Annotated in this window: 20 protein-coding genes and 1 tRNA gene; 13 read left to right on the top strand and 8 right to left on the bottom strand. The window is 50.0% G+C overall.

All coding sequences use genetic code 11. The features are described from left to right. Positions 1-38: 38 nt before the first annotated feature. The gene (locus tag BUB59_RS10295; RefSeq protein ID WP_073229592.1) at positions 39-944 is read left to right on the top strand and encodes a DUF4421 family protein; all 906 of its coding nucleotides are present in this window, start codon (positions 39-41) and stop codon (positions 942-944) included. Here the strand turns inward: BUB59_RS10295 and BUB59_RS10290 are convergent. Next, positions 941-2,317 (bottom strand): ATP-binding protein, encoded by a 1,377-nt coding sequence (locus BUB59_RS10290; RefSeq protein ID WP_073229589.1) that lies wholly within the window; start codon positions 2,315-2,317, stop codon positions 941-943. The two genes, BUB59_RS10295 and BUB59_RS10290, sit on opposite strands and share 4 nt — an antisense overlap. Positions 2,318-2,534: 217 nt before the next feature. On the opposite strand from BUB59_RS10290, the gene secA reads away from it, so the two are divergent. From secA to BUB59_RS10275, 3 genes are all read left to right on the top strand, one after another. Further along, complete coding sequence (gene secA / locus BUB59_RS10285) at positions 2,535-5,489, top strand: preprotein translocase subunit SecA (RefSeq protein ID WP_073229586.1); 2,955 nt, start codon at positions 2,535-2,537, stop codon at positions 5,487-5,489. Between the two features lie 3 nt (positions 5,490-5,492). Then, on the top strand, positions 5,493-6,125 hold the full coding sequence (gene tmk / locus BUB59_RS10280; RefSeq protein ID WP_073229584.1) for a dTMP kinase: 633 nt from the start codon (positions 5,493-5,495) through the stop codon (positions 6,123-6,125). Between the two features lie 114 nt (positions 6,126-6,239). Continuing rightward, on the top strand, positions 6,240-7,556 hold the full coding sequence (locus tag BUB59_RS10275; protein ID WP_143160340.1) for a fibrobacter succinogenes major paralogous domain-containing protein: 1,317 nt from the start codon (positions 6,240-6,242) through the stop codon (positions 7,554-7,556). Between the two features lie 3 nt (positions 7,557-7,559). Here BUB59_RS10275 and BUB59_RS10270 read toward each other — a convergent pair whose 3' ends face one another. Further along, positions 7,560-8,306 carry an NYN domain-containing protein gene (locus BUB59_RS10270; protein ID WP_073229712.1) on the bottom strand — a complete coding sequence of 249 codons (747 nt, stop codon included), beginning with the start codon at positions 8,304-8,306 and terminating at the stop codon, positions 7,560-7,562. A 30-nt stretch (positions 8,307-8,336) separates the two neighbouring features. Then, positions 8,337-9,272 (bottom strand): DMT family transporter, encoded by a 936-nt coding sequence (locus BUB59_RS10265; protein ID WP_073229577.1) that lies wholly within the window; start codon positions 9,270-9,272, stop codon positions 8,337-8,339. Positions 9,273-9,329: 57 nt separating this feature from the next. On the opposite strand from BUB59_RS10265, the gene BUB59_RS15015 reads away from it, so the two are divergent. Continuing rightward, positions 9,330-9,983: a flavodoxin family protein gene (locus BUB59_RS15015; protein WP_143160339.1), complete on the top strand. Its 654-nt coding sequence runs from the start codon at positions 9,330-9,332 to the stop codon at positions 9,981-9,983. A gap of 87 nt (positions 9,984-10,070) precedes the next feature. Next, complete coding sequence (locus BUB59_RS10255; RefSeq protein WP_073229574.1) at positions 10,071-11,147, top strand: macro domain-containing protein; 1,077 nt, start codon at positions 10,071-10,073, stop codon at positions 11,145-11,147. A gap of 147 nt (positions 11,148-11,294) precedes the next feature. On the opposite strand, the gene BUB59_RS10250 is transcribed toward BUB59_RS10255, so the two are convergent. Beyond that, positions 11,295-11,374: transfer RNA gene (locus BUB59_RS10250), tRNA-Leu, on the bottom strand. A gap of 79 nt (positions 11,375-11,453) precedes the next feature. On the opposite strand from BUB59_RS10250, the gene BUB59_RS10245 reads away from it, so the two are divergent. Further along, the gene (locus tag BUB59_RS10245) at positions 11,454-12,356 is read left to right on the top strand and encodes an SGNH/GDSL hydrolase family protein (protein ID WP_143160338.1); all 903 of its coding nucleotides are present in this window, start codon (positions 11,454-11,456) and stop codon (positions 12,354-12,356) included. A 7-nt stretch (positions 12,357-12,363) separates the two neighbouring features. Here the strand turns inward: BUB59_RS10245 and BUB59_RS10240 are convergent, their stop codons facing one another. Beyond that, entirely contained in the window at positions 12,364-12,609 is a 246-nt protein-coding gene (locus tag BUB59_RS10240) for a TIGR03905 family TSCPD domain-containing protein (protein ID WP_073229569.1), read from the bottom strand. A 1-nt stretch (position 12,610) separates the two neighbouring features. Further along, a complete protein-coding gene (locus BUB59_RS10235; protein WP_073229566.1) occupies positions 12,611-15,646 on the bottom strand; it encodes an ATP-binding protein in 3,036 nt (1,011 codons plus the stop codon). Positions 15,647-16,016: 370 nt separating this feature from the next. Between BUB59_RS10235 and BUB59_RS10230 the strand changes: the two genes are divergently transcribed. After that, complete coding sequence (locus tag BUB59_RS10230; protein ID WP_073229564.1) at positions 16,017-16,736, top strand: GNAT family N-acetyltransferase; 720 nt, start codon at positions 16,017-16,019, stop codon at positions 16,734-16,736. A 323-nt stretch (positions 16,737-17,059) separates the two neighbouring features. Here the strand turns inward: BUB59_RS10230 and pepT are convergent, their stop codons facing one another. Beyond that, a complete protein-coding gene (pepT, locus tag BUB59_RS10225; RefSeq protein ID WP_073229561.1) occupies positions 17,060-18,334 on the bottom strand; it encodes a peptidase T in 1,275 nt (424 codons plus the stop codon). A gap of 137 nt (positions 18,335-18,471) precedes the next feature. Here pepT and BUB59_RS10220 point away from each other — a divergent pair, with 137 nt between their 5' ends. The 3 genes from BUB59_RS10220 to BUB59_RS10210 all read left to right on the top strand — a co-directional run bounded on the left by BUB59_RS10220 (position 18,472) and on the right by BUB59_RS10210 (position 21,063). Further along, positions 18,472-19,944 carry a glucuronyl esterase domain-containing protein gene (locus BUB59_RS10220; RefSeq protein ID WP_143160337.1) on the top strand — a complete coding sequence of 491 codons (1,473 nt, stop codon included), beginning with the start codon at positions 18,472-18,474 and terminating at the stop codon, positions 19,942-19,944. Positions 19,945-20,031: 87 nt separating this feature from the next. Beyond that, a complete protein-coding gene (locus BUB59_RS10215) occupies positions 20,032-20,496 on the top strand; it encodes a very short patch repair endonuclease (protein WP_073229554.1) in 465 nt (154 codons plus the stop codon). Positions 20,497-20,523: 27 nt separating this feature from the next. Then, entirely contained in the window at positions 20,524-21,063 is a 540-nt protein-coding gene (locus BUB59_RS10210; protein WP_073229551.1) for a low molecular weight protein-tyrosine-phosphatase, read from the top strand. On the opposite strand, the gene BUB59_RS10205 is transcribed toward BUB59_RS10210, so the two are convergent. Further along, on the bottom strand, positions 21,049-22,302 hold the full coding sequence (locus BUB59_RS10205; RefSeq protein ID WP_073229549.1) for a Na+/H+ antiporter NhaC family protein: 1,254 nt from the start codon (positions 22,300-22,302) through the stop codon (positions 21,049-21,051). The genes BUB59_RS10210 and BUB59_RS10205 overlap by 15 nt on opposite strands. Before the next feature lie 59 nt (positions 22,303-22,361). On the opposite strand from BUB59_RS10205, the gene BUB59_RS10200 reads away from it, so the two are divergent. Next, positions 22,362-23,741, top strand: coding sequence for a metallophosphoesterase (locus BUB59_RS10200; RefSeq protein ID WP_073229548.1), 1,380 nt, complete (start codon positions 22,362-22,364; stop codon positions 23,739-23,741). A gap of 108 nt (positions 23,742-23,849) precedes the next feature. Next, the gene (locus BUB59_RS10195) at positions 23,850-24,587 is read left to right on the top strand and encodes a sigma-70 family RNA polymerase sigma factor (RefSeq protein WP_073229546.1); all 738 of its coding nucleotides are present in this window, start codon (positions 23,850-23,852) and stop codon (positions 24,585-24,587) included. Positions 24,588-24,905: the final 318 nt, after the last annotated feature.

Below are 24,905 nucleotides of genomic sequence, written 5' to 3'. Positions count from 1 at the left end.
ATAAAGATAGTTTTTTTGAATTTTTTATCTTTGGCCCCGTGTTTTATCGTCTCTTACTAGCCCTTGTTTTCCTGCTGCCCTGTAGCGCAGCTTTTGCCTATGATGGCAACGATGAAAGCGAGGAAGAATTTGTGGATGACGAGATCGACGGCATTACGGAATTTAAGAATAAATTCTTAATCCGATTCCTCTGTAACTATAATTTCGTGAGTTTTTGGAGCAGCGAAAATCATCAGCGCACCCTGCTTTCCAACCGCCCTGTGGATGTGGGTCTGGGTTTTGGCTACAAGGATTTTTACTGGGATTTTCTATACGCCCTGCCTTTTACTACCGGTACTGCGTCAAAGTCGGTGGCTTTCGAGATAGGTTTTGATTTTTTCCCTGGAAACTGGTGGATCGAGGGGGAGTATCGCCGTTATAGCGGATTCAATATGAACGACACTCTCACTACCTATGTGGATTTCAGGGAGTCGGATGCCTATGTTTCCGCCTTGTGGATGGCTACAGCGGAAGGGAGGTTTAGCCCTAGGGTAGCTTACTTCTTGGACCGTAAGCAGAACGAGTCTGCAGGCAGCGCTATCGTAGGAGGGCGTATCCAGAATACTCGCGCGGTGGACCATAGCGAGACCTTGGATTATTACGAGGATGTCAGGAATATTCGAAGCATCTGGCTGGATGGCGGCTATTCCTATACCTGGATTTACGACAATGACATGTTCCTGAACTTGTGGGGCGTAGCGGGTCTTGCTGTTTTCAGGTGGGACGACGCAGAGGATGTTTCCTTTATGCCCGATGTAGTGGGCAAGATGGCCTGGGGCTACATTGGGGAAACCTGGTCCTGGAACTGCGTGATGGAAGCGGAATACCTTCCTATGGTATTTGACGACCATAGCGAACAGAAGTGGATTTCCGCATTCAAAATCCTTGTGGTCCGTAGATTCTAGACATCTACTTTCATCATTTTCAGTACGTCGGCTGGCTGGTATACCAAATCCTTTTCACTCTTGTCTACACGCCGCTTCAGGAATAGTACGGGAATGATTCTTTCATATCTGGAAGCGAAGGGGAGCTTGCCTGCTTTCTCCATGAGACCTGCAAAAAGCTTTTCGGCATTTTCACTCTTGGTCCATTTGCATTCGCCTACGAGAAGGACTTTCTTGTCAAGGCTTTCTGCAACTACATCTAATTCCATACTTTCATTCTTTGAGACTTTTCCCCACCAGCGGGAAGCCAAGCCGAAAGGAACACCCTCGATGATCTGGCCACTAATGGCTTGGCGGCACATCTTTTCCCAATGGTAGCTGATGATGTTGGGAAGCCTTTCCTTTACGATGTTATAAACAAATTCAGAACGGCCCAGTTCCAGCAGGGACCTATAAGTGTTCACGAACTTGTAATGGAAATCCATGAAGGGATCTGCAATGTGGTACACGCCGTGCTTGCTGATTTTCTCAGATTCCCCAAAGGGAATTTCCCTTTCAATCAGGTGCATCTTGACAAGCTTTTGCAAGGGTGCGCTTAGAGTGGATGCTTCCTTTTCGGCACGGGCTGCAATCTCGGAAATCTTGTTGGCGCCGTTACCGATAATGTGGAGTAGGGTAGACGCCTGGACAATATCTCGCATGTCATCACGGAGGATATGGGTAGGTTCATCGTAAAGAACCCCGTAAGGAGACAATGCAAGATTTTTAATGGCGCTCTCCAGGTTGCGTTCCCTTTCCCTCAATTCCCAATAGCGAGGCACGCCGCCCCAGATTGCATATTCGGCAACGGTTTCTTCCGGATTAAGGTGTAGTGCGTCGGCCATATAGGCGGGAGAAATGGGTGGCAGTCTCAGGATTTCGTGGGCTCGACCATAGAGTGGTGCGTTCTCGTTCAGGATGCTGTCGAACATCATCTGCTGAGAGGATCCGCAGAGAATAAGATGAAAATTGAGGGTCTTTTCGTCCAGGATTTTTTGCAGAACGGAGGGGAGAGTTTCGTCTGCTTTTACCAGATAGGGAAATTCGTCCAGGCAGAGGGCCGAGCCTTTTTCGCAACGCAGGTTAAATGCCTTAAAAAGAGCTTCCCAGGTAGGGTAGGAAACCCCATCGAAATCGGGATAGACTTGTGCGATTGAAATACTGAGAAGTCTACGCTGATTTGCCTGTTCGGATCTGTCCGCCATGAAATAGATGTCGTTCTCTCTTAGAACACGCTTGATGAGAGTCGACTTTCCAAGTCGGCGTCTCCCGTATATGGCGATAAAACTGGATTCACTTTCCTGTAGGCGAATTCCAATACGGTCCATTTCTGCATGTCTGTTGGTGTACTTCATTGATATTAATATAGAATTATTTAGTAGAAAAATTATTTTTCTACTAAATAATATTGACTTGGGTTGAATATCGGTATTCTGTTGAAAAAACTAAGTCATTATAGCCCCTGTTTCACTTTGCAACCTTTTGGCCTTGGCATACAAATTGCTATCTTACCCCGCGTAAAAATTTAACAGAGACCGCGGGTATTGCCTTCGGCCGTAAAAAGGAAACAAAATGAGTATTATTGATACCGTCTTGCATAAGGTGTTCGGTACACCTCATGAACGTAAGGTGAAGCAGCTCCGTCCGGTGATTGCACAGATTAACAAAGTTCGCGAATCCCTGGAATCCCTGGATGACGCCGATCTGGCTGCAAAGAGTGCCGAACTTCGCGAAAAGCTGAAGAATGGTTCCTCTCTGGACGATATCAAGGTGGAAGCATTCGCTGTCTGTAAGGAAGCTTGCGACCGCCGTCTGGGTATCTTCAATATCTTCAAGCCGGAAAACAATTTCGATTTCAGCAAGCTGGGCGACCTGCAGAAGTATACGGACGCTGCCAAGGCTGAACTGGAATCTGGCAAGAACGAATGGGAAGTCTACATGCCTGCCGCAGTCTATGCCAAGGTTCGTGAACTTTATCCCAACTCCGTCAAGCCTTTCCGCATGATGCCTTTCGACGTTCAGATGATCGGCGGCCTGGTTCTTCACGAAGGTGCAATTTCTGAAATGGCTACTGGTGAAGGTAAGACCCTGGCTGCAGCACTGCCTGTCTACCTGAACGCTCTTTCCGGTAAGGGCGTCCATGTGGTGACCGTGAACGACTACCTGGCTGGCCGTGACGCCAAGCAGATGGGTATGGTCTATAAGTTCCTGGGCCTCACTGTGGGTCTTATCGTGAACGGCCTGGATTCCGAACAGCGTCGTATCAGTTATAACTCTGACGTGACTTACGGTACCAACAACGAATTCGGCTTTGACTACCTCCGTGACAACATGGCAGTGGACCCGAGCCAGCTGGTGCAGCGCGAATTGAATTTCTGTATCGTGGACGAAGTGGACTCCATCTTGATCGATGAAGCTCGTACTCCGCTCATCATTTCCGGTCCTGCCGAAGACGCTACCGACAAGTACGCCAAGGCAAACGAAATCGCCAAGAAGCTTGTGAAGAACAAGGACTTCGGCGTGGACGAAAAGGACAAGGTTATCCAGCTCACCTCCAAGGGTGTGACCCACATTGAAGAATTGCTCCAGGTGACCAACCTGTACGGCGAACATGCTGACTGGGTTCACTTCATTGACCAGGCCCTGAAGGCATGGCACATCTATACTCGCGACGTGGACTACATCGTACGTGATGGCGAAATCATCATCGTGGACGAAAACACTGGCCGTCTCATGGAAGGTCGTCGTTACTCTAACGGTATGCACCAGGCTATCGAAGCTAAGGAAAATGTGCAGATCCGTCGTGAAAACCAGACCCTTGCTACCATTACCTTCCAGAACTACTTCCGCATGTACAATAAGCTGTCCGGTATGACCGGTACTGCCGAAACGGAAGCTACTGAATTCATCAAGATCTACAACATGAACACCTGGGTGATTCCCACCAACAAGCCTTGCGTTCGTCAGGACCTGCAGGATCTGGTGTACAAGACCGAAGATGAAAAGTGGAAGGCTATCGTTAACGAAATTAAGGAACGCCACGCCAAGGGTCAGCCCCTGCTGGTGGGTACCGCTTCCATTGAAAAGTCTGAACACCTCCACGGCCTCCTGGAAAAGGAAGGCATTCCTCACGAAGTGCTGAATGCAAAGAACCATGGTCGTGAAGCTGAAATCATCCAGTTCGCTGGTCACAAGGGCAAGGTTACCATTGCTACCAACATGGCTGGTCGTGGTACTGACATTGCTTTGGGTGAAGGCGTTACCGAACTGGGCGGCTTGCATGTGCTGGGTACCGAACGTCACGAATCTCGCCGTATCGATAACCAGCTCCGCGGTCGTTCTGGCCGTCAGGGTGATAACGGTTCCAGCCAGTACTTCTTGTCTCTGGATGACAACCTGATGCGTATCTTCGGTGGCAACAACGTGAAGTCCCTCATGACCCGTTTCGGCGTGAAGGATGACGAAGTGATTACCCATCCTATCGTGTCCCGCTCTATCCGTAGCGCACAGCGCCGCGTGGAAGGCCAGAGCTTCGATATCCGTAAGCACTTGCTGGACTACGATAACGTGATGAACGAACAGCGTAAGGTGATTTACGGTCTGCGCCGTCGTATCCTGAATGGCGAAGACATTCGCGAAGAAATCATGAACCGCATCGAAGACGCTTGCGATATCAAGGTTTCCCAGTACATCGCTGCCAAGAGCTTCCCGGAAGAATGGAAGCTGGAAGACCTGCACACGGATTTGCAGCGCTCCATGAACATGGAATACACTCTGTCTAACGAAGACGCCGTGACCAAGACTCCGGAAGTGATCCTTCAGGAAATCATCGACATGTGCAAGGCTCGTTACGACAAGCTGACCAAGATCATTCCGGATGCTGACTTCCGTCAGATCGAACGTCGCTTCCTCCTCATGACCATCGACCAGGTATGGAAGGAACATCTGTACGCCATGGACCAGCTGAAGGACGCTATCCGCTTCCACGGTTACGCCCAGAAGGATCCTCTGATGGTGTACAAGAGCGAAGGCTTCAAGATGTTCGAAGGCTGCATGGAAAAGATTGCAACCCTCACCGCTCTGCGCATCCTGAACATCCGCATTACTCTGCCCAACGGCATGACTGTTTCTCCGGACCAGATCAAGCTTCCCACTCCGGAAGAAATCGAAGCCGCAAAGGCTGCCCAGGCAGCTCGTGAAGCAGCTGGCGAACAGGCTCCTGCAGAAGAAGGCGCTAAGGCCGCCGGTCTCGCAGGCCAGGCTGCTTCCTCTGAATCTAACGCTATTAGCGAAGAACAGCAGGCTCAGCAGGCACAGGCAGAAAGTTCCGCAGAAGCTTCTGAAGGTGCAAGCGAAGAAGGCGCACCTCGCGTACGCCGTACTTTTACGGATCCTAAGGTTCTTGCAGCACGCCGCGCTATCCAGCAGTCCGCTCCTAAGATTGGTCGCAATGACATGTGCTGGTGCGGTTCCGGCCTCAAGTACAAGAAGTGCCACGGTAAGGGCGAAGGCGACGCAGAAGATTAATCCATGAAGACTGCAAAGCGTTTCTTTAGCCTGGAAGGCATTGATGGTTCCGGCAAGTCAACTCAAATTGACATGCTGATCAAGGAACTTGAATCTGAAGGATACGAAGTGGTGAAGCTTCGTGAACCGGGTGGTGCCAAGATCTCTGAGCAGATTCGCGGCATCCTTCTGGATCCTGCCTTCAAGGGCATTATGGGAGATGATACCGAGCTGTTGCTGTATAACGCAGCCCGCGCTCAGGTCATTGCGGAAATCATCCGCCCTGCTCTTGCTGCCGGAAAGGTGGTCATCGCCGATCGCTTTGCCTGGAGTACCTTTGCCTACCAGGGATACGCCCGCGGTCTTGGTGCCGACAAGGTTCAGCGCCTGACGGAATTGACCTGCGGTGATTGCTTCCCGGAATTGACGGTGGTCCTGGACATTACGGTAGAACGTAGTCGTGCACGCACCGCCAAACGTGGCGAGGCACCCGACCGCCTGGAAAGCGAGAAGGCTGAATTCTTCGAGAAGGTGCGCCAGGGCTACTTGGCTGCCGCCCGCGATTACAGCGATTGCGTACAAGCTATCGATGGCGATCGCGCTCCCGAGGATGTCTTTGCCGACCTCGTCAAGCTGGTCAAGGCGAAGTTGGTCTAAAAGCTCCTAGGTTCTTTTTATTGCCTGCTAGTACCTCTAGCGGGCTTTTATCATTTATGAGATATTTTCTATCGTTGTGTACATGACTTTCAGAGAGAACGTTAGGAGGTTCTTGTGAAATTACGTGATTGTTTTTGGGTTGCTGTTGTAGCTATGATGTTTGCCGCTTGTAGTGGTGGCGATGGCACGAGCGCAAGTCCCGATGAGACTGAAAGCAGTTCTTCCTCTGATGCTGTTCTCAGTTCTTCTCAAGGGCAGAAGTCCAGTTCTTCGACAAGGAGCTCATCCTCCTCTCGAGAAGAGAGTGCAAAATCCAGCAGTTCCGAGAATTCCAGTAGTTCCGTGAATCATCAATCCGACAGCGATAAAAATTCTTCCAGCAGTGCAAAGGAACAGAAGTCCAGTAGCAGTCAAAATCCCGGTTTCGAAATCAAGGAAACCTGCACGGAGACAGGGGCCTGTGATGCGATGGACAGGAAGGATGTAAGTACCTGGAACTTCACGATCAAGGATTCCTTTGGAAAGGATGTGAAGTACATCTATTCTGTGGAAGGTGAAACGCTGGTGCTAACTACCATCGAGGCAGATGGTACCAAGAAAGAGGACAGGACTTCCTATTCCTTCTATAACATGACTAAGGAATCCAGCCAGGAAATGGCTTTCATGGCTGCCCGATCCACCTGTAGAAATGGCGGTGGCGACGATGTGATTATTAAGGATTGCGTCCAGGATACCATCTTCTATTCCAGCAGCAGCGAAGAAGTCATCGAGGAAAGTAGTAGCAGCAGTATGCCCATTGTTTATGGAAAGCTTGTGGATGATCGCGACGGTCAGGTTTATAGGACCTTGGAATTTGGGGATCAAACTTGGATGGCGGAAAATTTGAACTTCGCCTATAACTATCCCACTGCAAAGGAAGATTCTTCCAGTTTCTGCTATGACAACGATCCGTCCAATTGCGAAAAGTATGGACGTCTGTACCTGTGGAGTGCCGCTATGGATAGCTCCGCCATCTTTTCAAAGACCTGTATGGAATGCGGATACTACGCAACCTACGAAGGTGACACCGCGGTTACTTTCAGAGGTGTATGTCCTAAAGGTTGGCATCTACCCCGTACAACGGAATGGCAACAGTTATACGTTGCTATCGAAGATAGTGTCGCATTCGGTTCCAAGATGAAGACCACTACTGGCTGGACAAATACGAATGGAACTGATGAATACGGATTCAGTATTTTGCCTGTGGGCTACCGCAGGGACATAGACGGCAAATACACCCTTTTGTCGGAAGGAGCCTTTTACTGGACATCATCCGAATACGATATGAGATCCGCTTTCGCAATATTTTTTGGCAACAATACCGACGAATATAGGCAATATCATGATTATAAGTATACGTCGGCCTCTGTCCGTTGCGTAAAGGACAAATAGCTTCTACTTGCTGGCCTTGACTTTCAGCTTGAATTCCTGATGGCCCTTGGCGTTCTTGCGCTCCTCGAAGGATTCGGTAGCGTGAATGAGCTTGGGCCAGGTGGAATAACCAAAGTTCTTGGGAGACATGGAAGTGCGGCGGCTGATCTGCTGGGAAACCTTGGAAGCCAAAGCCCAGTCATCATCATCCTTGGATTCAGAAATTGCCTGACGAATGGCGTTCATCAGCTTCGTATCGCTACGGAGCTTTTTCTTATCCTTGCGTTCATCCTTCGGTTCCACCATTTCGGGCATGTCTTCCATGCCGCCCATTTCATCTAGCTTGTCTGTAAAGACAAAAAGATTACAGGAGTGAATGAAGGGGCTGGGTGTCTTTTCTTCACCGAAACCGATGACCATCTTGGACTTTGCGCGAAGCTTCATAGCGAGCGGCGTGAAGTCGGAATCGCTACTGACGATGGCGAAAATGTCGATGTCCTCGGAATAGAGAATGTCCATCACGTCGATAGCCATAGCCATGTCCGTGGCGTTCTTGCCCTTGGTGTAGGGGAACTGCTGGAAAGGCTGGATGGCGTAATCATGGAGAACCTCTTCCCAGGGGTTCTTTTCGGTCCAGTTGCCGTAGGCGCGGCGGATGCCGGTTTCACCATACTTGGCCAGTTCTTCCATGATGCCGTAAATGGCCTTGACGCTTGCGTTGTCGCAGTCGATAAAAAGAGCGATTCTCTGTTCCAGCTGTTCGTTTTCCATAGCCATAAAATTAAAAAATTCCGCAGGGGATCAAGGTTTAGTTTTTGCGCTGTTCACCGTGTACACACCCGCCACAATCAGCAGGATGGCAAGGGCGTGAGTAAATCCGAACAAGGCGAGCCCTGCCAGCACGGATACAACCGCAGAGGTCACCGGCTGGACATAGTTATACATGGCAACTACCGTGGGGCGCAAGACCTTCTGTGCCTTCGCCATCAGCAGATAGGAAAGGAAGGTCCCGCCAAAAACTACAAAGCTGGATTCCGCCCAGGTGACGGGCGCAATTTCCGCGAAGGGAATGGACGTCACGTCCCCTAGGGTAATGGGCATTACCATCAGGGTGGAAAAAGTGAACATCCACTTCATGCAGGTCACTACATCATACTTGCTGATTAAATTCTTGAAGAGTCCCAGATAAATGGCGAAGCTGCACTGGGATGCCATGCAAAGTAAGTCCCCCGCAATGTTACCCGCCTTGGCGTTGCCTGCAGAGGCGCTCCCCAGCACCAGCATGAGGGCGCCGGAAAGTCCAAGTCCGATGCCCAGAATTTTCTTCAGGGTGATTTTTTCCCTCAGGAAGATGGCCGACGAAATCAGCGCGAAAATAGGCAGGCTGGTCGCCACGATGGAAGCGTTGATGGGGGAGGTGATGGACAGCCCCACCGTGAAGCAGCACTGATTGCATACGATAGCGAATAGGCCCGCTCCCGCAAACTTCAGGATGTCCCTTTTGGGTGGCTTCACCCTGGGTTCTTGAAATTTTTCCTGGGGCTTATTGCGAGTCAGGAGGGCTCGCATTAGGGAGGCGGTCCAGAAGCTGATGGCGGCTCCTGCCACCCGGAAGAATACCATGTCCAGCCCCGTAATGCCATGCATCATGGCATCTTTACCGATGGGCGCCATGAGCCCCCATATGGCTGCTGCAAGGAATATGCAGAAATGTGCTGGAATATTGCTGGAATTCACGGCGCAAATTTAAAAATCCCAGTTGTTTTCGAAAAGGATATTACTACAATTATTTTTATGGTAAAATGGTGTGTGGTATATTCTTCTGCCACGGGTAATACCCGTAGGCTGGCCGAGGCTGCAGCCCAAACGCTGGGCGCAGACCTCATGAACGTCAACGATATTCTAGGTTTCCTGCCGGGTAGTCCTGACGCCGATAGCGATCTTTCCGATATGGAGGATTCCTACGAGAATCTCGCGGTCATTGAAGCCAATCGCAAGAGCCTCCTGATTTCTGCGGAAGCCAACTTAAGCGAAGTGGCGGCCAAGCTTTCCAAGTATGATTGCGTCATGGTGGGCTATTGGCTTCGTCGCGGCGGACCCGACCAGAGAACTGCAGTTCTTCTCTCTAAAATGAGCGGCAAGCGTGTGGCACTGTTCCAGACCCATGGCGCCTACGAAGGGAGTGAACACGCGGTAACGGCATTTGCCCGCGCTGGCTCTCTCCTGGGTTCCGACAACACGATCCTTGGAACCTTCAGCTGCCAATGTGCGGTGAACCCTGCCCTCATCAAGCGTCGCCTGGAAGGAAAAGTTCCTGGCCATAAAGGGGAAGACCTTGAAGCCTGCAAGAAGCGCTGGGCTGACGCGGAAAAGCATCCCGACGAGAACGATCTTGAAAGGATGAGAACCTTCGCGAAAAAAATGCTTGTGATTTCCGAGAAAGCATAAGCCGCAAAGGGCCCCGAGTAAAAAATAAAAGAATGTCACCTTTTGACATTCTTTTATTGTATATTATAGTGGCATCAGGAGGTTTCCGTGGCATTTAGAATTATCAGAAATGACATTACGAAGGTGGCTGCAGATGTAATCGTGAACTCGGCCAATCCGCGCCCTATTTGCGGTGGCAGTACCGAAGCTCATATCTATGATGTCGCCGGTTATGATGATCTCCTTGAGGCCCGTCAGAAAATCGGTCATCTTGAAATTGGCCAGCTGGGCGTTACTTCCGCCTTTAATCTTCCTGCCAAGAAAGTCATCCATATTTCCTGCCCCTGGTGGAACGAGTCCAATCCAGATGATTCCATCCGGATGCTGTCTTCCTGCTATATCTCTGTCATCGACAAGGCCAAGGAACTGGGTGCAAAATCCATCGCATTCCCGCTATTGTCCAGTGGGGTCTATCGCTTCCCTAAGGCTCTCGCACTTGACATAGCAGCAACCGCTTTCGAGTTGTACAATCAGGACGATATTGAAATCATCCTGGTAGTTTATGATGCGGAAGCGTTTGATGCAGCCAAGCAGTACTCTCCCGTGGACATGCTGGCGCAGGATGTGGCAAAATCTGCGCCCAGGCGTGCGCCGAGGCGTAACAGTTTAAATCGTAACTGTCCTTCACGTCCTGCTGCTCCCGCAGCAATCAGCGATTATGCCGTTGTTAAAGAACCTGCCATTTCGGGAAATCCTTACGAACAGGAAATGAAGGAAATCAATCGCATCATCTCCGCTTGCGAGGCGACCTTCCACGATTTCTTTATAGAAAAGGTGACGCAATTCAAATGTGGATCCACGGATTCAAAGAAACGTAATGCAGAGATTTATCAGGCTGCCAACATTGATCGCAAACTCTTCTCCAAAGTCTATAGCAAGGATAATTACACTCCCAAAAAGTATACGGTCATCGCTCTTGGTATTGGACTTCGTCTGGATCTGGAAAACATGGAACAAATGCTGGAAGCGGCAGGATGTTCCTTTAATTCCAGCAAGCGGGATTTGGTGATCAAGTATTTTTTGCGCCAGCGTGATTTTTACAAGAAACACGGGCGTTTTGCGATTCATGTCATTAACGATGTCCTGCAGATCTATCACGAAGATATATTGGGACAAAACGATTAGGACATTTTTAGAAGGTCTGGTTTTCCAGGCCTTTTTTCATGTCGCTTTTCAAGCGACCACGGGAGACTTTCAAAAACATAAATTGTCTTCGTAACATAATGGGGAGCAATAAAAAAGGCTTCTCGGGGTAACCCGGGAAGCCTTTTATGCGAGGGGTGGGAGTCGAACCCACACACCGAGGTACCAGATCCTAAGTCTGGCGCGTCTGCCAATTCCGCCACTCTCGCGTTTCTTGGAGAGTTTAAATATACAAAATTTTTCAATGTTCTTGGGCAATTCGAGATTAGATTAATAGATGGGTGGAAAATGAGTGTAAAACACAAGAGAACATTGTTCGGTATTTTTTTGTTGCTGTTGGTGGCCTGTGCCGATGATACGTCCAACAGCCAGGTGGTCTTGCATACTTCCAAAGCGTGTGCCGATCGCGTTATTGACCGCAATCATCCTCCCTCCAATGTGGTTGTGCTTGGAAACTCCCTTCTTTTAGGAAATGGGGGCTTTGGTCTGGCCGCCAGCGATTCCTCCAAGGATTATTTTTCCAGAGTGGATTCTGTATTCCGTGGTCTAAATCCCGATTGTGTAGGCAAGCGTGTGATGGCGAAGCATACGGAAAACTCCCTGAACAATGCAGATCTTTATTCTTCCATTACAGATAATATTTCTCCCTCGCTTTCTGATTCCAATGATTTAGTCATAATTCAGTTGGGGGATAATATTGATACTGGCGAGGAAGTGGACCGCATGAAGATTACGGTGGCCGCCATTATGGATACGGTCTGTAGCAAGGCTCCCAATGCAAAGGTGGTGTGGGTCGGGGAGTGGTACTCCAACGAGCGCAAACAGAAAATCCTCCGTCAGATGACAGAAGCCTATGGCATCCAGTTCATTGATATTTCGGACTTGAACGTGGAGGAAAATCAGGCAAGGGTAGGCGACATCATCGAGTATCCGGATGTCCGCCAGCAGAGTATCAAATACGAAGAATATCACGTTTACGGAGAAGACACTCTGTTTGTCGCCTTTAAGGAAGATGGGAAACTTTATCAGACGGTCATCTTCATCTTAGATCACTTTGACATTCCTGAATGGAAACAGCTGGACTACGTGGGGAACATGGGAATCATAACGGATTCCTTTGCAGCCACCCATCCCAACGATCAGGGCTTCAAGCTTATTGCGGACCGCATTCTAGACGGTCTTGGATTCTAGATATTTCCTACAGGACTTCCTTGATGGCGCGGGCCAGCTGGTCTGCGCAGGAGGTAGACTTTCCGTTGCAGGTGTTTCCTTCCAGGATGGCTGCAATTTCTTTCATGTCCTTGCCTTCACAAAGCTTGCCGATGGCCTTCAGGTTGCCGTTACAGCCACCCAAGAAGCTCAGGTTGTACATCTTACCGTCTTCGTAATCGAAGGTAATCAACTGGGCGCAAACGCCGCTGGTTCTAAATTCTTTCTTCTGCATTTTATTCCATATTCCTGTTAAGTTCTTTTACCAGCTCTGAGACATTGATGGGTTTTGACAAGTGTCCGTTCATGCCTGCTTCCAGGGCGGCCTTCTTGTCCTCGTCAAAAGCGTTGGCGGTCATGGCCACGATGGGAATGTTGGCCTTCTGCTTATCATCCATCTCGCGAATCAAGCGGGTGGCTTCGTAGCCGTTCATATTAGGCATCTGAATGTCCATTAGGATCATGTCATAATAACCGGCGCTTGCATTGTTCAGCATATCAACACAGATGATGCCGTCTGCGGCTCGTTCCGTCTCGATACCCACGTTCTTGAGGATGGTCATGGCGATTTCGGCATTCAGCTCGTTATCTTCGGCCATGAGGATGCGCTTGCCCTTCAGGCTGGCGATGCTTATGTTTTCGGGCTTTCGCTTCACTAGGTACTTTTCGGGATCGTCCACAAATTTATGTTCCATGGTTACCGTGAAGGTGGTACCCTTGCCCAGTTCGCTTTCCACCGTGATGGTTCCGCCCAGGAAGTCCACCAGTTTTTTTACGATGGACATGCCAAGACCTGTTCCGGCGACTTTGCTTTCGGTGGAGTTTCTCTCGCGGGTGAAAGATTCGAAGATGTGTTCCTTGAATTCATCACTCATACCGATGCCAGTGTCCTTGACAATCATGATGTAGGTGCCGTAGCCTTCTCGTGGGCTAGGCTCTTCCCGCATTTCCACGGTGATGGAACCGCCTTCCGGTGTGTACTTGATGGCGTTACTCAGGAGGTTGGTGGCGATTTCCTTTGTCTTGGTAATGTCCAGCATGACGCAGGGATGCGTAAAGTTGGAAATCACGTTGAACTTGATGTTCTTCTTCTTGGCATCCTGTTCAAAAATGGCGATCGCGGTCTTATTCGACTCCCTCAAGTCCATGAAGTCTTCGTCCAGCGTCATCTTGCCGCTTTCGATGCGAGCCATGTCCAGCACGTTGTTGATGATGGTCAGCAGGTATTCGCCGGCGCTCTGCATCTTGGCCAGATAGTCGGAAACTATCTGGGGATTGTCCTTCTCCTTTTCCATGAGCTGGGTGAATCCGAGAATGGCATTCATGGGAGTACGGATGTCATGGCTCATGTTGTTCAGGAAGGTGGTCTTGGCATTGTTTGCGGATTCCGCCAGGGACAATGCGTTCTGTAGTTCCTTCTTGTGCTGTTCGTCCTTTTCCTTTTCACCCTGGATACTGCGGATACTCCAGAGAACGTGGGTACATTCGCCGTTTTCGTTGCGGTTCACTACAATGAACTCGCCGACGCACCAGCCGATGTGTGCCCCCTGGAAAGAGAACTGGATAGAGTTCTGTTCCTTTAGCCTTTCTGCCAGAGTGGATAGTTCTGTAAATTCCAAGGTAGTCTGGCACATTTCCGGGATGACCAGATACTTGCTCATTTCCAGGAACTTGGCGCGGGCGTTACCTCCGGTACCGATATGGGCGGAAACTTCCTTCAGGGAGCTGGCGCTGACTTCGAAGAATGTTTCGGACTTGATGTCTACGTAGTAAACCGCAATGTATGCCTTGGACAAGGTGGAGAGGATATCCAGGTCTCTTTGCTGTGCCTCGATAATGTCAGAAAGATTTTTTTCGTATTTCAGTTCCTTCTGCTTGATCTCGTTTACATTTCGGGTACACCAGACCACATGGGAGCAATCACCGTTTTCGTCACGGTTTACCACGATGAAGGTGCCTTCGGACCATCCGGTAAGCCTGCTGTTGAACTGCTGGGTCATCCAGGTCTTGTTCCTCAGGCGGTCATTGAGTGTAGTCAGGTCGCAGAATTCCTGCATGGGTTCTTTAGTTTCTGCAGTGCATATCTTTTCGAACATGAGATTGAACTTCTCACGAGCATCTCCTGTTTCGCCAATGATTTCATGAACGCCTTTGGTCAACGAGGAAATCTCGTCAAAATGATAATTGCTCATATCGATGAGATATAGGGAGCTGAACTGCTGGGCTAGGGAATTCACGATGTTGCGCTGTTCCATTTCGGCGCGTATTTCGTTATCCACGTTGGCGACCGTAAAAAGTGCCTTCGAGATATCACCGTTGGCTTTTCTATTCAGCACAAACCAGCTGGCACGGCACCATCCGTTTCTCGCTAGGCTAACGTAATCAATGAAGGTGCTGGTCTTGTCCTTCAGTTTATCGGAGAGCGTATCCAGGTCAGTGAAATCACGCATGGCGACTTTGAATGGACTTGCCACATTCTGGGCAACGAAGGCGTCAAAGGCGTCGCGGGCCATGCCCCTGATGTTGACCATGTCTCGAATATCGCGGACGGTTTCCAGTTCCCTGAAGGTTCCGTTCTCCAGGTTGACTTCGTGGATGGAAAAGTAGGAGCTGCTGAGCGCCTGGACCACGTCGTACTGGGCTTGCAGTTTCTGGAACTGGAGTTGCTGCTCTTCGTTGGATTTCTTCAAGGCCAGGTTGATGTTTTCCAGGTGTTCCAGTCTTTCCGATTCGTGAACTTCATTCAAGTACATGTTCAAGTAAATCAGAATCATACCGACGCTAATTCCAATCTGGGTTAATCCGGCATCGATGTTGAAAACGAATCGAATGATTACTCCAATGACGGAGGGGATGACAATCAACATCAGGTAGTTAAATGCCTTGGAAACATCCTGGCCTTTGTTCTTGTGACGGGCCACGGCAATGACGATGATGGCATTTAGTATGTAGATATAAGGACAGAGGATCAACAGCGCAAACAGGGGACCCCTTTGGTAGACAAGGCTAGAATCCACATAGTAAATCCAATGAGTCCAGTAGGAGATGAGTCCCAGTACCAGGATAATGGAGATGGGTAGAATAGAGAGGGTTATTTGGCGTCCAGTCAGTTCTCCCTTTCCCGGAATGGTAAGGCGGGTGTAGCCAAACCAGAAGCAGGCTGCAGTCGTCATTAGGGAGAACTGGATGGTGTAAACCCCATGCTGGATAAACGGGTGAGGTGCGAGTAGGCCATAACAGAATGCCAAGGTGCCAGCTGTAGCCAGTTGCATCGCGAAGCATGTTATTGCAAGTTTGCCAAATACCTTTTGAGCACGGGTGCTGATGCTCGTATTTCGCACTTTTAAGTAAACTGCTAGATTCAAGGCTGCGAAAATCAGCGCCTGACATACAGATATAATGCCCGTTTCCATATACACATCACCTTGCCTGCTGAGTACTGCAGGCGTCCTTCTTATGAAATAAATATAACCTTATAAAAAAAGATGGTTGCGGTTTGGCCTTTAAAGGAATATATTATGGGGGAACCTTTTATACGGAGTTGGATGTTCTTTATCCATAACTTCGGCTACGGCCGAAATCAAAATCTGGACATTGTGTAAAAGCCCTCTGGTATTAAACACACAAAAAAAGGATTATACAATGTCTAAAAATTCTGAATATACGATCCGACAGGAATGTCCTGCCGATTTTTCCGCTGTCGAAAACTTGACCCGTGAAGCATTCTGGAACGTTTACCGCCCGGGATGCCTGGAGCATTACGTTCTGCATTGCTACAGGAATCACCCGGATTTCATTCCTGAGTTGAGCTTGGTGCTGGAAGGGCCCGCTGACTGCGGGACCGCTGCGGAAGAAGAACCGCGCCGGGAAATTCTCGCTCATGTCATGTTCGCCTGGAGCGAAATCCTGGTGGACCCTGCTTCGGGTGGGTCGCCCGCGGGGGCAGAACCGCGTCGGTGCGTGTCGGGCGAAGTTCCGCGTCGCCTTCGCATGATGACCTTCGGGCCTATTAGCGTCCGTCCGGACATGCAGCGGAAAGGCTTGGGAAAACTCCTGCTGGACTATGCGCTGGAAAAGGCCCGCCTGATGGGCGCCGGATGTATCGCCATGTGCGGTAACGTCCAATTCTACGGCAAGTGCGGCTTTGTGGTCGCCACCTCCCGAGGAATCCGTTATGCGGATGATCCCGATGGAGACGCTCCCTACTTCTTGATTCGGGAATTGACGCCTGGTTTCCTTGATGGAATCCGCGGTTCCTATCGGGATCCTGCACCTTATTTCGTTGACGAAAATGAGGCGGAGGAATTCGATAAGCAGTTCCCGCCCAAGGAAAAGAAGGTCCTGCCCGGCCAACTCTGCTAACCATATATCAAAAAACTAGCCTAATTCGAGAAATCCTAGTGCGAACTTGGGTAAATCCAAGTATTTGCACTAGGATTTTCTTTTAATTTAGGATAAATTAATATTTGTGCTAGTGCGAATAGTCGTAATAAAAGATTTTTGCACTAGTACAGTAGTGCAAAAAAATGACAATACCCATTATCCACACTACGATAGCCCAAAAGATTTCCGTAGCAAGGGGTAAACCCTAGTGCAATTTGATTCCTTATGCAGAGTTTGCACTACGATTTAGCAAAAAGGGGCCTCGCAGCCCCTTTTCATGATGCGTCAGGCACCATTCATTATTATTCGCAGGCGATTTTCTTGATAATCTTCACCACGGCTTCCAGGGCTTCGACGGACACATGTTCGAAGGGGCCGTGGTAGCCGTATCCGCCAGTACCCAGGTTGGGGCAGGGCAGTCCCATGAAGCTGAGTTTTGCGCCATCGGTTCCACCACGAACGGGCTCGCTGACGGGCTTCACGCCTACAGCCTCAATAGCGTTCTTTGCCCGCTCCAAAACTTCGGGGCACTTTTCAATGACCTGCAGCATATTGCTGTAGGAGTGCTTCAGCTGCAGCTCCACCACGGGTGCAGTTTCTGTACCGCCGAACTTTTCGTTAAAGCGGGTAGCGATTCCTCGCAAAAATTCCTGACGCTGTTCGAAGCGGGTCTGGTCGTGATCTCGCACGATGTAACAGAGGGTGGCTTCGGTTACGTCTCCACTCATGTCTGTCAGGTGATAAAAACCCTGGTGGCCTTCGGTAGTTGCAGGCGTTTCATCCGCGGGCAATGCCATGGCGATTTCTGCTGCCATCAGGCTTGCGTTCTTCATAATGTCTTTGGCTTCGCCGGGATGGACTCCCTTCCCGTGGATCGTGAACTTCGCGCTGGCCGCATTGAAATTCTCGTAGGCAATGTCACCTTCATAGCCGCCGTCAACGGTGTAAGCATACTTTGCCTTCATGTAATCCAGATTCACCAAGTCAGCTCCACGTCCGATTTCTTCGTCGGGAGTGAAGCAAACCCAAATGTCCCCGTGGCCCGCCAAGTTCTCGTAACCGCGACTTTCGGCATGGCGATCAGTGGCTGCCAATTCTTCCATGGCGGTCATGATTTCTGCAATGCCTGCCTTGTCGTCGGCGCCTAGCAAAGTGGTGCCATCGGTAGTAATCAGAGTGCGTCCCTTCAGGCTTTTGAGTGTGGGGAAGTCCGCTACCTTCAAGACTGCGATAGGCCCGCCGTTGGGCCCGCGACCTGCTCCCAGCATCACGTCGCCGCCGTCATAATTTTCAATAATCTGGGGTTTCACATTTACACCGCTAAAGTCCGGCGATGTATCCATATGGCTAATGAATGCGATGGCGTCGTCGTTTTCATGTCCCGGCGTTGCGGGAAGCAGGCCGTACACATAGCAGTGTTCGTCGATCATGACCTGCTCAAGGCCAATCTCCACCAGCTCTTCTGCCAAATACTTGCCTAGATCAAACTGCTGTTTGGTACTAGGGCAGGCTTCGGAATTTTCATCGCTGGTGGTGGTAAAACTCACGTACTTTAAAAAACGATCTTGAACTTTCATTTGAATATCTCGCCAACTATCGCTCGTTATTTATTACAACACTTTTTACAAAAGTGGGGGTGATTATTCTCACAAAATAGATTATTTTGGTAACAGCCCCGAAAAGGATGGAATTAAATCGGGGCGATTGGGTAATTATGAAGAGAGCGAGTGTGTTGACCGTGGCATCCACGGCTGTTTTTGGGTTGTTCATGTTGAACGCCTGTGGCGATGATGGTAATCCCTCATCAAACAATAATCCTTCATCGGAACCGGTTCTAGAATCGTCGAGTAGCGACGTGCTTTACAGTAGTGAAGCGCTTTCCAGCTCCGTGCCTAGCCCCGTGTCTAGCGCTGGTCCTGTGGCATCTTCCTCATCGGCGGAATCCCGGGATCCCGTTCCAGAAGTTTCCTCTTCCTCAGTGGAATCTCAGGAGCCTGTTCCAGTTTCTTCATCCTCTCAGGAAATTTCCAGTTCCAGCGAAGCCCCCGCTGTTGCAAATACTTTCAAGGAAGACTTCAGCGATGAATGTCCCGAAGTGAAAGTTCCTTCGGGTACAAGCAACAAGCTGCTTCCGGATCCCTTCAAGAAGATTGATGGTTCCAAGGTTTCCTCCCAGTCCGACTGGAAGTGCCGTCGCGAAGAAATCAGCACTATGTTCCAGGAAACGGAATTCGGCGTCAAGCCGAACCATCCGGAAAAAGTGAGCGGCAAGTATTCCGCCGGAACACTCACCGTGAGCGTTACAGATAAAGGAAAGACTGTTTCCTTTGACGTGACCATCAAGGGGAATGGCACCGCCGACAAGCCTGTTCCCGCCATTATCGGATTTGGTGGCGGTAGCCTGGGCTCCTCTTACGATGGCATGGGCGTTGCCACCATTAGCTTCGATCCCGATAAAGTTGCTCCCGAAAAGAATCGCGGCACAGGTCCCTTCTATGACTTGTATGGCAGTAGCCATTCCGCTGGTGCGCTGATTGCCTGGGCTTGGGGCATGAGCCGTGTCATCGACGCTCTGGAAGTTACTCCCGAGGCAGGTATTGATGTACACCACATGGGTGTAACAGGTTGCTCTCGCTGGGGCAAGGGCGCTCTGGTCGCAGGTGCATTTGATGCACGTTTTGCTCTGGTCATTCCGCAGGAATCAGGTTCCGGTGGTGCCTCCAACTGGCGTAGCGTTCTCAAGGATAGCAAGGCACAGCCTTTGAGCAGCGCCTGCACTGAGGCCGCCTGGTTCAAGAGCAGTTTCTGCAATTACAAGGACAATAACACCTATAACCTTCCTACCGATCATCATATGTTGACAGGCATGGTGGCTCCCCGTGGCCTTCTGGTTTTAGACAATCAGGGCTGGGACTGGCTGGGCGAAAATCCCTCCTATCACAATGCCATGAGTACCAAGGAAATCTTTGTGGCACTCGGTGCAGAAGATGCCTTTACCTTTAGCAAGATGGGCGATCACATGCATTGCACCTTGCCCAACTCGCAGTATGACGAAGTGAAGGACTTCGTGAATAAATACTTGCTGGAAAAACCTGCTACCACAGGTAAAATCGATAAGGGCAATTACTCGGTGAACTTTACCAAGGCGGATTGGATTGACTGGGAAACGCCTACGCTTGCTCCCTAAAATACTTTTACCCCTCCCGAAACCAAAGACGGGTTACCTCGTGTAGCCCGTTCTTTTTGTATTCATTTTCTACTATTTTGAATACCCATGAGTAAACGTAAAACACGAAAGCGCAAGCCTATGACTCGCTCCCAGATGATGGGGGCGGTTCATTCCGAAGATACGAAGCCGGAGGTGATTGTACGTAAGGCTCTGTTTCGTGCTGGATTAAGGTACCGCCTCCACAGGCGAGATCTGCCCGGCACCCCGGATATTTTCGTGCAGAAATATGGTGTAGCCATTTTCGTCAACGGTTGCTTCTGGCATCAGCATGGCTGCAAGCTCACCACCAGACCAAAATCCAATGCGGCTTTCTGGAATGAAAAGTTCGACAACAACATCGTACGTGACATCAAGACCCAACATCAGCTTTCGCTGCAAGGCATTCGCGTTGCCGTCGTATGGGAATGTTCCTTACGCTCCCAGATGGTGGCGGGCTCCATGGGCGCAGACCTCACTTTGGAACGCCTCGTGAATTTTATCAAGAGCGACGAAGAAACGATCGAATTGTAGACCCCGCAAAAAATTAAATTTGGTATTATGATCAAGATTCTTTTTGTGTGTCACGGAAACATTTGCAGAAGCCCTATGGCGGAATTCGTCATGAAGCATAAGGTGGCGGAACTTACCCGCGAAGGCGTTGCATCCGGTAGAGATTGCGGTTTGACCGCCGCGGATTTCGAAATCGCTTCTGCAGCCACCTCCACAGAAGAAATTGGCAATCCGGTTTATCCTCCCGCTCGTCGCCTGCTGAACTCCAAGGGCATTGACTGCAGTGGCCATGCGGCCCGCCAGATGAACCAGCGGGATTACGACTATTACGATTACATCATCCTGATGGATCGTAACAACCTGCGAAATCTCCGCTGGAATATTAACAGGGAAAGTTATGCCTTTGAGACTGGCGACGCACCGGCCAGCGATTCACAGAAACGCAAAAAAGTTTCCCTCATGATGGATTGGACGAGCCGTCCCGGCGATGTGGCGGATCCGTGGTACACGGGAAATTTTGACGCCACCTGGCGCGATGTGAATGAAGGCTGCGACGGCCTTCTAGAGCATATCCTATCCAGGAAGTAAATGGCGACTTTTCAAACCAGCCGCCATTTGAATCACTGGCGTTAAAATCAGGAAGAATGCAAAAAGGATGCTGGAGGTGGGTGCGCCTATGGTTCCTAGGGGTACTAGGCTTGCCACAGTCCAGGGGACCAGCGGCGCAATGATTACGGCGGTATTTTCAATGGCGATGGCGCGCTGTTTCTCGTTGGGCATGACACCCTCGCAAATTTCGTTGGTCAGCACAATGGCCAAGGTCTGGTTACAGGCGACTGCGCTGGTAAAGATTGCTGTTAAGGTGGTACACCCAAAGGGAGAAATTCTGCCTGAGATTTTTGAAATGAGCTGATGAATTCTGGTGAGGATACCTAAGCCTCGGAACAGTCCCGCAAAGGTCAGCGAGATCAGAACCACCAGAATCAATTTCATCATGCCGAGCATTCCAAGGAACGTGATTTTCCCAAGTTCCACAAAGCTATGTCCCAACATGGACATATTGCCGGCGTCTCCGCCGCACAGGAATAAACTTGCAGAAATCGCAATGCTGATCAGCATATTGATTTTCACATCCACGCGGAAGATTGCCAAAACCAGAATGGAAATGGCGGGCAATGCAAGATACCATTTTGCGGAAAAAGCTTCCGCTGTTCCTGACTTGAGGATTTCCGCAGTGCCACTATCAGCGCTCCCGCCGTTCATCAAAAATCCAAGAGTGCCATAAATTGCAAGGGCCAAAACAGTGGGAATCCATCCGGTGCGAATCATCCCGCGGATATTATCGTAAAGATTGGTCTTTGTCACCTGTGCCACCAGGAGGGCGCTGGTAGAAACCGGTGAACAGCGGTCCCCATAATAGGCTCCCGAGAGAATAGCCCCGCCACAAATTGCAGGATTAATCCCTAGGGACATTCCCACGTTCATGCAGATTACGCCCATGGTCGCCGCCGTCCCGATGGAAGTTCCCGTCAGGACAGAAATTGCGGAATTCAGCAGGAAGGCCGCCGGCAGGAACAGCCCGGGGCTCAACGCGCCGGATGCAAGGTCCACGATGTAGCTAATGGTCCCGCAGGACCTCCACAGGGCGGTGAGCGCCCCCACCAGAAGCATCACGATGGCGATGTTTTTTGCCGTACGAACACCCGACCATGCCCAGCCCGCAAGCTCCCGCAGGCTCAATCCGCGGGTGATTCCGTAAACAAACAAGGCAATCAATATGGCTGTGAGTACGTATAACATCTTATGTAGTACATTCCACCGCGTCATCCTGAGCGAAGCGAAGGATCTAAAAAACTTTTCGTATAAAATTTTAGTAATTTAAGGAAATGATCGCTTTTTTAATTCTTCCCTTTGTAGCCGTTCTAGTTCTGTACCTCAACCTCCGTAAGGTTGCCGACGGTAGCAGGGGTGTCCTCATGGCAGGACTTCCCATCATTTTGACTTTCGGCAGTTTCTTCCTTGCCCGTCAGAATTCTGCATTCTTCAGCTGGATCCAGTGCATCATGGTTATCTGGCTTTGTCAGGCTCTCTGGATGTTTCTCCTGTGGGATCTGGTTTGCGTCGTCCGATGGATTGTACGTAGGGCCAAAAGGAAAAAAGGTCACATCCAGTACAAGACAGACTTTGTTCGTAATGGCGTCCGCGCGGTCCTTGCAATCACAATCCTGCTGACCTTCTGGTTACTGGCCTATGGTATTCCCAACAATGACGATTACAAGACCCGCACTCTGGATGTTCCCGTAACCGTTTATGAAAGTTCTGCGGAATCTCGCGATTTCAAGGCCGTGTTCTTCAGTGACCTTCATATTGATCCCATCTTCCAAAAGGAAAAGCTGGAGCGTCTTATTGCCCAGTGCGATTCCATCAAGCCTAGCTTCATTCTCTTTGGTGGCGATCTGGCGGACGTCCATGATGCCGTCCTGACTGAAGAAGGTTACGACAAGTTGCTGCAGCGTCTGGCAGCCACTGCAAGAATCGCTGCCGTGGCCATCAACGGTAATCACGAAGCCTTCATGGAACGCTCCGGTTCCGATCCCGAAGGTTTCCTCCGCAAAAATGGCTGGCTTGTTCTGGATGATTCTTCCGCTTGTGTTCCTACCGCCTGCTTTACCGGGCGTAGGGATTACCAGAAGGCTCGCGTCTTTGATGAACCTCGAAAGAGTCTAAAGGAATTGGCCGAAGCCCATCCCATGGCTGCCCAGCTTATTAAGGATAAGCATTTTGTCCCCTGGATTATCATGGACCATCAGCCCAAGGGCGTAGAGGAAGACCTGGGTGAATTCCGCCCGGATCTCGCTCTCTCCGGTCACACTCATGACGGTCAGTTCTTCCCGGGCAATATCCTCATTAATTGGATCTGGCCTTTGGCCTATGGCGAGGGTTTCCTCAATGACATCCACTGGCTGGTCAGTTCCGGTGTGGATTCCTGGGGTCCGCCGGTCCGCGCAGGCAGCGACACCGAAATCTGGGTTCTCAACTTCAAGTTGAAAGTGGTTAGGTTGAGGCTTGAGCAATACATCTTGGATTCCTCGCCCTCCGCAGAATTTTTAGCCGAAGTTGATTCGCTGAATAAGGAAGCCATGCAAAAGATTCGCGAAGAAGATCGGAAACGTTTGCAAGCCCTCATAGGTGGTAACGCTCGGTTTTCGAACACTCCCGAACAGAAAAGTGAAATAGCTGCCGACAGCTCCACGAACGACTTATAATGGAATTAAGGGAAGCGAGTGGCCCCCTGAGGGTAGAACGATAGTCCTGTCGAAAAATCAAAAAATTTCCTCTTGCCACCCGCCCCGGGATTTTGCCATATTTAGGGCATGGGGCGAAATATTTCTTTCAATCGGCTGGCTAGCCTCCGGAACGAAATCCTTGATTTAGGTGCGGTCTTCTGTGGCAGCTCTCTGCCCGACTCGTCTTGCCATCAGCCTTCTTTTCAATCCAATCGCCAAATGCTGGATTTCCTCTGGAACGTCCGGAGCCTCACTTACGAAGCCTGCGTTCGCCACGGTCTCAGTCGAGGCTGGTGGACTCACCTCCAGAAAATTTATGGCGAGTGGGAGTTTGTTCGTAACGCCCTGGCAATCCGCTACATGCCTCTGGTGAAATCCATGGCCAAGAAGTACAGCCACCCCACTCAGGAATCATCCGATCTCATCCAGGAAGGAGCCAAGGGAATGCTGCGCGCCATGGATAGCTTTCTGCCGGAATACGGTGTGCCCTTCGAAGCCTATGCCCGCCCGTGGATCCAGAAGTATCTGAGCCTGTGCATCAGCAAAAGCTGTACGCCCACTTTCGTATTGGACCTGGACATTCCTGACAAAGCGGAAAATCCCGAACAACGTTTTACACACCAGGAAACCATCACCTTCCTGAACCAATGCGTCCAAACTTTGGACGTAAACGCCCAGAAAGTTCTTCGCCTCCACTATGGTCCCGAAAAACGCCCCTCCCTGGAGGAAATTGGTGCCAAGTGCGGCTTCTCCCGTGAGAAAACCCGAAAGATCGAGCAAAAAGCCATCAAAAACCTGGCGAAAAGGATGAAAACCCGAGTCTAAAACACTTTTTGGCTCCTGTTGAAGGCAATTTTTCAGAATTTTTGACCCCGCAGAAGAAAATCCGCAAGGATTTTTGAAAAAGATTCCGGAAAAAATCGGGCCATCGGCGGAAATTATCGCCAGGCATAGAAAGAAAGTTGTGAATAGAATGTGAATAAGTCGTGCTGAAGTGTGGGTAGATTTCGTTGCTAGCGAAAAAAGTGAAAAAAAGTGAATTTTTTTCGAGAATTTCCCTTGACATTCCTCCCGAAAATTCTATAATTGGCCTCACCTCCGAACGAGAGAGCCGAAACGAAAGAAACGAAAGCTAGACCGGTC

The organism is Fibrobacter sp. UWEL, assembly GCF_900142535.1.
GTDB lineage: Bacteria > Fibrobacterota > Fibrobacteria > Fibrobacterales > Fibrobacteraceae > Fibrobacter.
Note: the sequence above shows the minus strand (reverse complement) of the source record. Positions and strands in the feature narration are given on the sequence as shown.